Annotated in this window: 15 protein-coding genes and 1 tRNA gene; 8 read left to right on the forward strand and 8 right to left on the reverse strand. The window is 61.9% G+C overall.

Translation table 11 applies throughout. The features are described 5' to 3' along the window. Position 1: 1 nt before the first annotated feature. From mutY to mutM, 3 genes are read right to left on the reverse strand one after another with little or no spacing between them, the layout of a single operon-like run. Positions 2-1,096, reverse strand: coding sequence for an A/G-specific adenine glycosylase (gene mutY, locus ASE26_RS30955; protein WP_055937762.1), 1,095 nt, complete (start codon positions 1,094-1,096; stop codon positions 2-4). Continuing rightward, entirely contained in the window at positions 1,097-3,025 is a 1,929-nt protein-coding gene (locus ASE26_RS30960; RefSeq protein ID WP_055937764.1) for a dynamin family protein, read from the reverse strand. It abuts the gene before it with no gap. 10 nt (positions 3,026-3,035) lie between these two features. Further along, positions 3,036-3,869, reverse strand: a complete 834-nt coding sequence (gene mutM / locus ASE26_RS25735) for a bifunctional DNA-formamidopyrimidine glycosylase/DNA-(apurinic or apyrimidinic site) lyase (protein ID WP_055937766.1) — start codon at positions 3,867-3,869, stop codon at positions 3,036-3,038. A 63-nt stretch (positions 3,870-3,932) separates the two neighbouring features. Here mutM and ASE26_RS25740 point away from each other — a divergent pair, with 63 nt between their 5' ends. From ASE26_RS25740 to ASE26_RS25765, 6 genes are all read left to right on the forward strand, one after another. Further along, on the forward strand, positions 3,933-5,714 hold the full coding sequence (locus ASE26_RS25740; protein ID WP_057247180.1) for a tetratricopeptide repeat protein: 1,782 nt from the start codon (positions 3,933-3,935) through the stop codon (positions 5,712-5,714). Next, positions 5,714-6,307: an outer membrane lipoprotein LolB gene (locus ASE26_RS25745; RefSeq protein ID WP_055937773.1), complete on the forward strand. Its 594-nt coding sequence runs from the start codon at positions 5,714-5,716 to the stop codon at positions 6,305-6,307. The genes ASE26_RS25740 and ASE26_RS25745 overlap by 1 nt, the downstream gene beginning before the upstream one ends. A gap of 2 nt (positions 6,308-6,309) precedes the next feature. Then, positions 6,310-7,188, forward strand: coding sequence for a 4-(cytidine 5'-diphospho)-2-C-methyl-D-erythritol kinase (gene ispE, locus ASE26_RS25750; protein WP_055937776.1), 879 nt, complete (start codon positions 6,310-6,312; stop codon positions 7,186-7,188). Positions 7,189-7,266: 78 nt separating this feature from the next. Then, a tRNA-Gln gene (locus tag ASE26_RS25755) sits at positions 7,267-7,343 on the forward strand. A gap of 109 nt (positions 7,344-7,452) precedes the next feature. Next, positions 7,453-8,403 carry a ribose-phosphate pyrophosphokinase gene (locus ASE26_RS25760; protein WP_055937779.1) on the forward strand — a complete coding sequence of 317 codons (951 nt, stop codon included), beginning with the start codon at positions 7,453-7,455 and terminating at the stop codon, positions 8,401-8,403. A 111-nt stretch (positions 8,404-8,514) separates the two neighbouring features. Beyond that, positions 8,515-9,108 carry a 50S ribosomal protein L25/general stress protein Ctc gene (locus ASE26_RS25765; RefSeq protein WP_055937782.1) on the forward strand — a complete coding sequence of 198 codons (594 nt, stop codon included), beginning with the start codon at positions 8,515-8,517 and terminating at the stop codon, positions 9,106-9,108. 50 nt (positions 9,109-9,158) lie between these two features. Here the strand turns inward: ASE26_RS25765 and ASE26_RS25770 are convergent, their stop codons facing one another. The 5 genes from ASE26_RS25770 to ASE26_RS30965 are packed head-to-tail and all read right to left on the reverse strand — an operon-like array spanning position 9,159 to position 11,160. Then, on the reverse strand, positions 9,159-9,995 hold the full coding sequence (locus tag ASE26_RS25770; RefSeq protein WP_055937784.1) for an N-acetylmuramoyl-L-alanine amidase-like domain-containing protein: 837 nt from the start codon (positions 9,993-9,995) through the stop codon (positions 9,159-9,161). Between the two features lie 2 nt (positions 9,996-9,997). Next, positions 9,998-10,438, reverse strand: a complete 441-nt coding sequence (locus tag ASE26_RS25775) for a hypothetical protein (protein WP_055937786.1) — start codon at positions 10,436-10,438, stop codon at positions 9,998-10,000. Next, positions 10,438-10,695 (reverse strand): hypothetical protein, encoded by a 258-nt coding sequence (locus tag ASE26_RS25780; protein ID WP_055937789.1) that lies wholly within the window; start codon positions 10,693-10,695, stop codon positions 10,438-10,440. Before ASE26_RS25780 ends, ASE26_RS25775 begins: the two co-directional genes overlap by 1 nt. Before the next feature lie 4 nt (positions 10,696-10,699). Continuing rightward, positions 10,700-11,002, reverse strand: a complete 303-nt coding sequence (locus ASE26_RS25785) for a winged helix-turn-helix domain-containing protein (RefSeq protein ID WP_055937793.1) — start codon at positions 11,000-11,002, stop codon at positions 10,700-10,702. 5 nt (positions 11,003-11,007) lie between these two features. Further along, positions 11,008-11,160 carry a hypothetical protein gene (locus tag ASE26_RS30965; protein WP_156398187.1) on the reverse strand — a complete coding sequence of 51 codons (153 nt, stop codon included), beginning with the start codon at positions 11,158-11,160 and terminating at the stop codon, positions 11,008-11,010. 121 nt (positions 11,161-11,281) lie between these two features. Here ASE26_RS30965 and ASE26_RS25790 point away from each other — a divergent pair, with 121 nt between their 5' ends. Together ASE26_RS25790 and ASE26_RS25795 are read left to right on the forward strand one after the other, a co-directional pair. Further along, positions 11,282-11,590, forward strand: coding sequence for a DUF1272 domain-containing protein (locus tag ASE26_RS25790; RefSeq protein ID WP_055937796.1), 309 nt, complete (start codon positions 11,282-11,284; stop codon positions 11,588-11,590). 270 nt (positions 11,591-11,860) lie between these two features. Continuing rightward, complete coding sequence (locus tag ASE26_RS25795) at positions 11,861-12,139, forward strand: hypothetical protein (protein ID WP_055937799.1); 279 nt, start codon at positions 11,861-11,863, stop codon at positions 12,137-12,139. The last annotated feature ends 39 nt before the right edge of the window (positions 12,140-12,178 follow it).

Below are 12,178 nucleotides of genomic sequence, written 5' to 3' on the forward strand. Positions count from 1 at the left end.
GTCAGAACATGCGCGCCTGGCCGCGTTCACCCAGCAGGTCGAGCAGGAGTTTCTTGACCGGGGCGGGCAGGGCGGCGGCGGGGATGGCGGCGGCGCCGAGCCACACATAGCGCTCTTCGCCGGCCATTGCCGCGCGGCTGGCTAGCGTGACCATCAGCGGGTGGATGTGCAGCTTGTAGTGGGTGAAGATGTGCACCACCGGCAGCAGGCGCTCCAGCGATTCCATCGTACCGAAAGGCTGCACGGCAGCGGCCACGGCGGCATCTCCGGGTGCTTCGGCATGCATGGCGTGGCCAGCCAGCTCGGGCAGGGACAGCAGGCCGCCCCAGATGCCGTTCGCAGGGCGCTGTTCCAGCAGCACCTGGCCGCGATCCACCAGCAGCAGCATGTGCGCCGACTTTTCCGGCGTCGCTTTCTTCGGCTTGCGCACCGGCAGTTCGGCGGTGCGGCCGGTGGCGAAGGCGACACAGCGTGCCTGCATCGGGCAGCGCTCGCAGGAAGGGCTGCTGCGCGTGCACAGCGTTGCCCCCATGTCCATCAAACCTTGCGTGTAAGCCTCGATGCCCTCGGCCGGCGCCAGCGCTTCCGCACGCGCCCACATGGCCTGCTCCGTCTTGCGTTCACCGGGATAGGTGTCGATGCCGAACACGCGTGCGAACACGCGTTTCACGTTACCGTCCATGATGGCGGCGCGGCGGCCGGCGGAAAACGCCGCAATGGCGGCTGCCGTCGAACGCCCGATGCCAGGCAGTTCAGCCAGCAAGGCCGGATCGGAGGGGAACTCGCCGCCATACTCCGCCACTACGCGCTGCGCACACTTGTGCAGGTTGCGGGCGCGGGTGTAGTAGCCCAGTCCAGCCCACTGCGCCATCACGTCTTCAACGGGAGCGGCGGCCAGCGAAGCGAGGGTAGGGAAGCGCTGCAGGAAACGTGCGTAATAACCCAGCACCGCCGATACCTGCGTCTGTTGCAGCATGATTTCGGACAGCCACACACGGTAGGCATCGCGGGTGTTCTGCCACGGCAGGTCGTGGCGGCCATGTTCTTTCTGCCACGCGACCAGCGCGGCAGCAAAGCTCGGGTCTTGGTACTGCAATTACGCCGCTGCCTCCAGCACTACATTCTCGGCTGAGATGGCGTCGCTGATGGCGGCGGCCAGTGCAGCCAGCTTGGCCTTCTGCGCTTCCAGTTCGGCCTGGGTGGTTTCGAAGGCTTCGATCTTCTGCTCCAGCGTATCGGTTGCATCGTGGATGCGCGCGATCGATTGCTGGCGATGCTTGAGCTGCTCCTTGTGCTGGCGGATTTGCGCTTCCAGCGGCGCCATGATCACCTTCAGCCAGGCATCGGTGTCGGCATTGGCGGCCTTGAAGCAGCGCTTGACAGCCGACGCCACGGAATCGAAGAAGCGCTCCATCAGCACCACGCGCGAAGTGGTCAGCATGACGGCGGTACCGAACTGCTTTTCGTAGATGCCGTGGGCTTCGTTGATCTCGTCGCGGTATTTGGCCAGCGAGAAGGTCATCGGCATCGGCAAGGTCAGGCCGTGCTCCGCCGAGAACTTCTTGTACATGGTTTCCATCATGCTGCGGATCTCTTCGATCTTGCGCTCCGATTCATCCAGGTTGGCGTGGATGCTGTCGAAGTAAATCTTGATCGCATCGCGCAGGCCGGTGGTGAAGCGGCTGTTCTGCATTTCCGAACGGGCCTTGACCAGGTTGTCGCGCAGGATGCCCATGCCCAGGCTGGAATACAGCTCGGTGGACAGGCGGGTGAACACCGCGCGCGTCGCCTGCAGCTTGAACAGGCTTTCGTCGAATTCCTTCTTCTCGGCTTCGACGCGGCGCGCCATGTGCGCAATCACCGACTGGTTCTTGCCGCGCAATCCTTTCAGTTCCAGCAACTGCTCGACGATGCCGCGCGTCTTGGCCGACAGCGCCGCATACTGGGCGCCACTCAGCGCTGCCAGCTCGCCACCGAGGCGGCGGCGGATGATGTCCTTGCGCGCAGGGATCAGCTCGTTGAACAGCGCGCTTTCGAGCTGCTTCATGCGGCTCTTGTGCACCAGTTCATGGTCGCCGGTGATCTTGCCCAGCAGCGCCTTTTGCGCCGAGACCGGGAACACCTGGCGCGCGTCGAGGCCCAGCATATGGGCTGCGTGCTCGCGCTGGCGCGCGATGGCCGCTTCAATTTCTTCTTCGGTGCGCAGCGGATCCCACATGGAGTCGATCTTGTTCAGCACGACCATGCGGCCGGCGCCGTTGCCGATATGGGTGCGCCACACTTCGATATCGCTCTTGGTGACACCGGTATCGGCGGCCAGGATGAACAGTACTGCGTGCGCATGCGGGATCATGTTCAGCGTCAGTTCCGGCTCGGTACCGATGGCGTTCAGCCCTGGCGTATCAAGGATCACCAGGCCCTGCTTCAGCAGCGGGTGCGGGAAGTTGATGATGGCGTGGCGCCACTGCGAAATCTCGACCAGGCCGTTGTTGTCCAGCGTGGCTCCCATGTCGGGATCGTTCTCGTCGTACAGGCCGTAGCGCTTGGCTTCTTCCACCGGCACGTGGCGGGTCAGGCTGACTTGCTTGAACACTTCCTGCATATGTTCCGCTGAATCGAGCTGCAGCGGCAGCATAGTCCAGGCGTGCGGATCGTCGCGGTAATCGCTGGTCGACAGGTTTTCGGCGCGGGTTTCGATCGGCAGCAGGCGGATGCAGGCGGGGTAGGCCGCGTCGTACATCAGCTCGGTCGGGCACATGGTGGTGCGGCCGGCTGCCGATGGCAGGATGCGCTGGCCGAAATCGGCGAAGAAGATCGAATTGATCAGTTCAGATTTGCCGCGCGAAAATTCCGCCACAAAGGCCACCGACAACTTGTCGTCGGCCAGTTTGGACAGCGTTTGCGCCAGGCGCTGCTCAGTCGCGGCGTCGGACAGATCGGCCTGCACGATCCAGTCCCGATAGTTTGCGACAGCGCCCATGACGCCTTGGCGCCATTGGCTATATTGTTCCAGGTCCCGTACCATTAGCTTCTCGTTATTTCTGGCAATTTACACAATAAAATGTTGATCTTTGGCCCTGCTTGATCTGGCGCACAGGCGCGCCGCAACAACGGCAAGGCACACCAGCACGATCATAGACGAAATATGTCTGTTGGAAATACCCTGATTGCCCATTTACCCCGATAAAGTCGCGCAAAGTGCTGCCTCCTTGCACAATTGCCTCAGCCAGCACGTCGCGGATGGCCTGCGCCAGCCGGTCGTAGCGGGCTGCGCTGATGCGGTTGGCAGCCGTTTTCGGGTTGATCCCGGCGCGAAACAGGCTTTCAGAGCAGTAGATATTGCCCACTCCGACCACGATATCGCCCGCCATCAGGACCTGCTTGACAGCCGCGCTGCGGCTGCGCGTTTGCTCAAACAGCAGCTTGCCGGTAAAGGCCGGGCCCAAAGGCTCCACGCCCAGGCCGCGCAGCAGCATATGCTGTTCCAGTTCGCCATCTTGCATGGAATGCCACAGCACGGCGCCGAAGCGGCGCGGATCGGTCAGGCGCAGCACATGCTTGCCGTCGGTGCCTTCCACCATCATGTCGAAATGATCATGTTTTTCCGGCGGGATGCCAGTCGGCAGCACGCGCAGGTGGCCGCTCATGCCCAAGTGGATGATCAGCGTGCCATGTTCGAACTGCAGCAGCAGGTACTTGCCGCGGCGATCGGTCGACCCGACGCGGCGCCCGGCCAGCAGGGCCGGCAAGTCGTCCGGGAACGGCCAGCGCAAGCCGTCGCGGCGCAGCACCACGTCGCGCACGATACGGCCTTCGATATGGGGTGCGACACCGCGCCGGGTCACTTCTACTTCTGGTAATTCAGGCATGAGGGTGGTTTCTTGCGGGTTGGCGTAGAATCAAGTCTTGAGCCCGATTTGCAGGATCTTCCTTTGAAAAACGCATTCGCCATTGTAACCCTGTCGGCCCTCGTGTCCGCCTGCGCAGTCGTGCCACCGGAACAGGCTGCAGCCGAACCCGCAACGCCAACTGTCGCGCCGGCCGCACCTTCTGCCGACGCCGTTGCCAAGGCCGCTCCAGCCGACGAAAAGCTGCCCAACGTTGAACTGACCAGCGATTTATTCTACAAGCTGACCAAGGCCGAACTCGATTTCAAGCGCGGCCAGTGGCAAAGCGCTTATGTGACGATGATGGTGCTGGCGCAGCAGACGCGCGATCCGCGCCTGGCGCGCCGCGCTTCCGAGATGGCACTGTCGTCCAAGCAGGGTAATGAAGCGCTGGCAGCGATCCGGCTGTGGCGCGAACTGGCGCCTGAATCCGAAGAAGCGGCGCAGTACTTCCTCGGCTTTGCCGTGCTGGGCGATGACCTGGGCGAAGCGGAAACCCTGTTCGCGCAGCGCCTGCAAGCCGCCGCGCCAACCGGCCGCCCGCTGCTGATGTTCCAGATGCAGCAATTCCTGCTGCGGGCGAAAGACAAGGCCGCCGCGTTCGCGCTGATGGAGCGCGTGCTGAAGCCTTACCTGAACACGCAGGAGGCCCACCTGGTGCAGGCGCAAGGCGCCCACGCTGCGACCGATGCCGCGCGCGCGCGCGAGGAAGCGAAAAAAGCGGTGGCGATCAAGCCCGATTCCGAACTGGCTACGCTGACCATGGGACAGATGCTGGGCGAGCTGGATGGCGCGCAAACGCTGTTCGCCGACTTCCTGCAGAAATATCCTGCCGCGCGCGAAGTGCGTTCGGCGTATGCCCGGCTGCTGGTGGAGCAAAAACAGTACGACCAGGCGCGCGAACAATTCCTGCTGCTGCTGAAAGAGCAGCCTGACAATCCGGGCACCCTGTACGCGCTCGGCATCATGGCGCTGCAGGGCCAGGACAGCAAGGCTGCGGAAGGCTATTTCAAGCGCTACTTGGAAGTGCTGGAAGCCCAGCCCGATCCTGAACGCGACCCGAACAAGGCGCTGATGCTGCTGGCCCAGATCGCCGAAGAACGGGGCGACCTCGATGGCGCGCTGGCATGGCTGGACAAGATCGATGGCGAAGATGCCCGCACTGTCCTGGCGGCGCGCCTGAAGCGTGCCCACCTGACGGCACGCAAGGGCGACGTCGAAGGCGCGCGTGCCCAGTTGAAGGACATCACGCCGGCTGACCAGGCCGAACAAGTACAGATCCTGCAGACGGAAGGCCAGCTCCTGCGCGACTCAGGCCGCGCGGTGGAAGCTTTCAAGACCCTGCAGGATGGCGTGCTGCGCTTCCCCAACAGCCCGGACCTGATGTACGACTACGCACTGGCAGCGGAGAAGCTGGGCAAGGTGGAGGCGATGGAAACGGCGCTGCGCAAGGTGATCGAATCGGTGCCCGACAACCACCACGCCTACAATGCCCTGGGCTACTCGCTGGCCGAACGCAATGTGCGCCTGGACGAAGCCTATGAGCTGATCGACAAGGCGCTGAAAATGGCGCCGGGCGATCCCTACATCATGGACAGCATGGGCTGGGTCTTGTTCCGCATGGGCAAACTGAAAGAAGCGGAGCAATCGCTGCGCCAGGCCTACGCGCTGCGCAGCGATGCGGAAATCGCCGTGCACCTGGGCGAAGTGCTGTGGAAACAGGGCGACAAGGCCGGCGCCTCCAGGCTGTGGCGCGAAGCGCGCGACAAGGATCCGAAAAACGACGCGCTGCGCAGCACGCTGGCGCGCCTCAACGCAGGTATTTAATGAGCTTCAAGACACTCGCCGCCATCGCCGGCGCGGCCGCCATCCTGTGTGGCTGCGCCAGCACGCCTTCGGTGCCGCCATCGAGCGCCGTCGTGGCGCCTTATGCCGATAGCGCCGCCTTGTCGGGCCGCCTGAATGTGCGCTATCTCAAGGACGGTAAGCAGGAATCGAGCACCGTCAATTTCGACTGGAAGCAGGACGCGCAGAGTACTGACGTTGCACTGTTCAATCCTTTTGGCAGCAAGGTCGCAACGATCAGCGTGAACCCGCAGGGGGCGACGCTGAACACTGGCGGCAACAAGCCGCCGCTGACAGCGCCTAGCGTCGATGCCCTGAGCGCCCGTGCACTGGGCTGGGCGCTGCCGGTGGCCGGACTGCGCGGCTGGCTGCAAGGCCATGCCACTGCCGCCGACGGCAAGCCATGGTCGGCCAGCCCTGCCGACAGCGAGGTGACCACGCGCGAAGGCTGGCACCTGCGATATACCGACTGGCAGCCCGGCAGCTCGCCGCCGCGCCCGAAACTGATCGATGCCGAACATCCGGGTGGGGGCGATGTGCAGCAGATGGCCTTGCGCATCGTGATCGCCGAGTAAGCATGAAAAGCCTGTTGAACTGCCCGGCCCCGGCCAAGCTGAACCTGTTCCTGCACGTGAATGGCCGCCGCGCCGACGGCTATCATTTGCTGCAGTCGGTGTTCCAGATCATCGACCGCAGCGATACCCTGCATTTCTCGCTGCGCGCGGATTCCGAACTGCACCGCACCAACGATATCGAAGGCGTGCCTGCCGAGCAGGACCTGGTGATCCGCGCCGCCCGCATCCTGCAGGCGGAAGTGCAGCGCCGCACTGGCGCGTTGCCGCCCGGCGCGAATATCACCATCGACAAGCGCCTGCCCATGGGTGGCGGCCTGGGCGGTGGCTCTTCGGACGCGGCGACCACCTTCATGGCGCTGAACAAGCTGTGGCGGGGCGGGTTGACGCGCAATGAGCTGATGGCCCTGGCCTTGCCGCTGGGCGCCGACGTGCCGTTCTTTATCTTCGGCCAGACCGGCTTTGCCGAAGGCGTCGGCGAAGAGTTGCAGCCGGTCGATGCGCCGGACTGTTGGTATGTTGTTATCGAGCCTGGCGTGGCTTGCCCGACGGCGCAGATTTTTACCTCCGAGCATTTGACAAGGGATACTGCGCCCGTTAAGATGTCGGACTTTTCCAGCTACCACGCGAATCGACAAGATCTGCGGCAGTTTGGGAAGAACGATTTGCAACAAGTGGCGTGCCGCTTATTCCCGCAGGTAGCAGAAGCGGTAGAATGGCTGGGCGCTTACGGTGACGCCAGGATGACTGGCTCCGGAGCTTGTGTGTTCGTCGCAATCCAAAGCGAAGAACAGGCCGATGCGGTACTTGCGAAAGTGCCAGCCGCCTGGACCGGATGGAAAGCGAAGGCACTGAAACAGCATCCGCTCATCGCAAAGTTGTGATTCGTAAAAAAGATTTGGTTTTTCGTGAAATAGGCTATATAATGTCGGCCTACTGACGAAAGACAGTCAGTCAAGAGTAGGGGAATCGCCAAGCTGGTTAAGGCACCGGATTTTGATTCCGGCATACCAAGGTTCGAATCCTTGTTCCCCTGCCACCGTTTTCCCTGGGTCTGTCGAGGCAGCAGTCTCCAGCCAGGGTTAAGACAAAAGCTCCTGTATCGCAGGAGTGCCGCAAGAATTCAACACTACCTCTCGGGACTCCCAATGGCTTACGAAAACCTGATGGTTTTTACCGGCAACGCTAATCCAGCCTTAGCAGAAGGGGTCGCAAAAAATCTCGGCATCCCACTCGGCAAAGCAGTCGTTTCCAAGTTCTCGGACGGCGAAGTCATGGTCGAAATCAACGAAAACGTCCGAGGTAAAGACGTGTTCGTGCTGCAATCGACCTGCGCGCCGACCAATGACAGCCTGATGGAACTGATCCTGATGGTCGATGCCCTGAAACGTGCGTCCGCTGGCCGTATCACTGCAGCAATTCCTTACTTTGGCTATGCCCGCCAGGATCGCCGCCCGCGTTCCGCCCGCGTGGCCATTTCGGCAAAAGTAGTTGCCAATATGCTGGAAGAAGCCGGCGTCGAGCGCGTCCTGATCATGGACTTGCACGCTGACCAGATCCAGGGCTTCTTCGATATCCCGGTTGACAATATTTACGCTTCGCCAATCCTGCTGGGCGACCTGCAGAAGAAGGCCGAGCAAGACCTGCTGGTGGTGTCGCCTGACGTCGGCGGCGTGGTGCGTGCCCGTGCACTGGCCAAGCGCCTCGGTTGCGACCTGGCCATCATCGACAAGCGCCGTCCAAAAGCCAACGTATCCGAAGTGATGAACATCATCGGCGACGTCGAAGGCCGCAACTGCGTGATCATGGACGACATGGTCGACACCGCAGGTACCCTGGTCAAGGCTGCCGAAGTGCTGAAAGAGCGCGGCGCCAAGAAAGTAACCGCTTACTGCACGCACCCAGTGCTGTCCGGCCCGGCAATCGAACGCATCTCCGGTTCTTCGCTGGACGAGCTGGTGGTGACCGACACCATCCCGCTGTCCGAAGCTGCCAAGGCCTGCGGCAAGATCCGCCAACTGACCTGCGCACCGCTGCTGGCTGAGACCTTCAAGCGCATCATCAAGGGCGACTCGGTGATTTCACTGTTCGTCGACTAAAGTTTTTCCGGCCGCGGCGCAAGCCGCGGCCGATTTGTTGAAGTGCCCTGGTCGCGGGGCACTTCGTTGACCGACAAGGCGCGAGCCTTGTTTTATTTTTTGGAGTATTCCATGAAAGTTGTTGCATTCAAACGTGATCTGCAAGGTACGGGTGCGAGCCGCCGCCTGCGTAATTCCGGCCAGACCCCTGGCATCATCTACGGCGGCACCGAAGCCCCTGTGACCATCGCCCTGGACCACAACGCACTGTTCCACGCGCTGAAAAAAGAAGCTTTCCACTCGTCCATCCTGGACATGGAAATCGACGGCGCCGTACAGAAAGTGCTGCTGCGTGACTTCCAGATGCACGCGTTCAAGCAACTGGTCCTGCACGCTGACTTCCAGCGCGTTGACGCCAACAAGCCACTGCACGTGAAAGTTGCCCTGCACTTCGAAAACGCTGACGTGTCCCCAGCTGTGAAACTGCACGCTGCAACCATCAGCCACGTGGCCAACGAGATCGAAATCTCCTGCCTGCCAGCCGACCTGCCAGAATTCCTGGCTGTTGACCTGTCGAAGATGGACGTCGGCCAGTCGATCCACGCTTCCGAACTGAAGCTGCCAAAAGGCGTGACCATCGTGACCCACGGTTCCGATGCAACCATCGCTACCGCATCCGTGCCAGCCGGCGCTGTTGCTGCTGAAGCCGCTGCTGCTAAAGAGTAATCCTCTTTTGCTGCAATGAAGAACCCCGCCTCGGCGGGGTTTTTTGTTTTCTAAGCGCCGGGGCGCGGCTGGGGTGCCGAGGGCGGGACCACGATTGCCTCGTTCAGCCGCATGAACTTGAAGCCGGCCAGGCCATTATTGGCGCGGGCCTGGGTGCGGTCGATGAAGGCTTCAAACGTTTCCTCACGCACTTGCGGCGCCGAGGAATGCAGGAAGCGGCGTGCGCCCTGCGCATCGAGCACGACCAGGCCGACGTGGGTCACCATGTGCTGGCCCTTGCGCGCCGACACCACTTCCACCAGATCGCCTTCGGCCAGCGTGCTGAATTCCTGCCGCGCGCGCTCGACCGGCAGGAAGGCTTCCACCGTGTCCTGCAGCGGGATGTCGCGCTGCACATGGTGCTGGGACAGCAGGAATTGCGCGCGGTCAATGCGCATGGCGTAGCTTGCGCCGCTGCTGGCGTCGGTGAGAAGCCAGCGGTTGTTGATGTTCCAGTCCACTTCCATATAGTGGTTGCGGCTGGCGACGCCGATCACGCCGTCCTTGTAGCGGATGCGTTGCAGGGTCCAGAAGAACTCCTCCCACGAAGAGCTGAGCGCCATGGCGTAAGTGTGCTCGGCGAACACCAGGCAGTCGCTGGCGGACAGGCTATACATGGGCAGCGTGTCGTGCAGCTCGTAAGGGAATTCGCCAAGCAGGTTCAGCTTGTAGGGCTGGCCGATATTACGGCGGCCGATGGCGGCGATGCGCTTGCGCAGGTCCGGTTCGGCCTGCCGCACCTCGGCGATGAAGGCGCCCGCTTCCTGCGGCGACATCTGGTAAATCTGTTTCGGTTCAGCCGCCGCGGTGAGCGCGGCGGCGAGTATTACGCTGGCAAGGAAGGGCATGTTCAGGCAGGCTTGGCTGTGGATGGCCAGGTGAAGTAGGACGTGGCGATGTAACCCCAGGGCACGGCAATGATGGCCAGCAGCACGCCCAGGAAGGCATAGGTCGTGCTTTCCGCCGGCGAGCCGACCAGTTCTCCGCGCGACCAGAGCGGGTAGGCGACGATCGCCAGCCACATCACCTTGTAGAAAATTTCCAGCAGGATGATCGGCAGCATCTTCACCGGCCGCAGCAGGCCCAGGCCGGCCAGGGTGGCAAACGCAGTCCACACTGTCCAGGCCACCGCCTTGTTTGGTTCCCACTGGCCCTGGTGGGTCAGGATTTCGGTCCAGGTCGTCTGGCCCAGCATGAAGAACATCAGTGCGTAGAGCAGGCGCAGCAAGTAGATGTTGACGCGCATGACGCCTTCATGCCGCGCATCGCGCTGCCACAGGCGGGCCAGCATCAGCCCACCTCTTTCAGCATGGTTTCGACTTCGGCCAGGCGGCCGTCCATGTTTGCCAGCGTCGCTTGCATGGCAGCCAGCGCGCCGGCATTTTCGGCCAGGACCGCAGCCGATTTGGCGGCCAGCGCGCGGTATGCCTCGGCGCTGGCGGCTTCGGCGCCGGCCTTGTGTGCAGCGGACCAGTATTTCATCCCAAAGACGACCAGCACGGTGGCCAGCGGCAGGCCCAGGGTCAGCAGGTAGATATGCTCGGACATACGGTTATTCCTCTTCCAGGTTGAGATGTTTGGCGGCTGCCACGATCGCAGCGGGATCGAGCGTCAGGCAGAAATCCGCCACTTCGAAGTAGTTCAGCGCCTTGCCGTCGCTCGATAATTCGTGCTGACTGGTGACCAGGCCGGCCGCCTCCAGCTTGGCAAGGTGCAGGTGCAGTAACGGGCGGCTGATACCTACGTCGCGTGCCAGCTGGCTGACGTAGTTGCGGCCGTCCGTTTTCAATGCAGCGATGATGCGCAGGCGGTGCGGATTGGCAAGCGCTTCGAGCACTGGCAGCAGTTTTTGCATTCCACTCACTTCAGCAGCAGGCGGCAGTTGGAGGCGACCGATTCGGTCGCCATCGCGCCTTTTTCGCCGCGTGCGGCTTGCATGCATTGGGCGAAAGCTTCCTCTTTGCTTTTCGGGCGCTCGCATTGTTCGGCCAGCAGGGTGTTCTGGGATTTCATGGCACGTCCTTTCTGTTTAAAATTTAAAGACACGTGTAATAAATATCTTACAGGTGGCAGTCTGTGTCAAGAAAGAAATTCGTGTAGCATTATTTTTTTGTAACTTGACGAGGATACGGACATGCTGGAATTGCGCCCAAGCTGCGAACATTGCAACAAGGCCCTGCCGCCGGAAGCGCTGGACGCCCGCATCTGCACCTATGAGTGCACCTTCTGTGCCGACTGCGTCGACGCGCTGCTGGCCAATGTCTGTCCGAACTGCGGCGGGGGCTTTGTGCCGCGGCCAATCCGCCCGCGCAGAAACTGGAAAGGCAATAACTTCCTGGGCGCCGACCCGGCCAGCAGCACGATCAAATACCGGCCGGTGGACTTGGCGGAGCACGCCAAGCTGGTGGCTGCGCAGGAAGGGCGGGCGCCAAACCAGCGTTGAATCGCCTGCAGGCGGGGATGGGATGTGGCTTTACTGGCGCGCTACCTGGAATCCTGACCACGCAGCGGCTGAATAGTTCCCCGGCTTCCGGTGCGCCGCCTCAAAGTGCGGCGCGCGAAAATGACAAACAATGATGGTCTGCCGACAGCGGGAGCGCATCATGGAGCAGTTGACCCCGGATGACCGGATCGCCGTACAGGAGAACGCCTTGGATGCCGTCCATTGTGATTTAGCTTTGCTGAGACAGCATATGGACGCGGTTTCGCCGGGATGCAGGCGTCTTTTGACGCACAGCTCGCCAACATGCAGGCATCCACCGACGCGCAATTCGCCCGCATGCGCCAATACGTCGATGACGGTTTCGTCAAACTGCGTCTTGAGATGCAGATCTATACGCGGGATGAGATCGCTAAAGCGATCGCGCCGCTACAGGCCCAGATCGACTCTTTGCGCAACCACGTGGACCGGATCAGCCGCTGGGGATTTGGCATGATGGCCATGATCCTGCTCGGCGAGGTGGCCTTGCTTGCGCGTGGGATCCTGGGCTAAGGGCAAGGGTATAATCTGCGGTTTTGCACTCGCAACCGC

The sequence above is a fragment of the Duganella sp. Root198D2 genome (assembly GCF_001428585.1).
GTDB lineage: Bacteria > Pseudomonadota > Gammaproteobacteria > Burkholderiales > Burkholderiaceae_D > Rugamonas.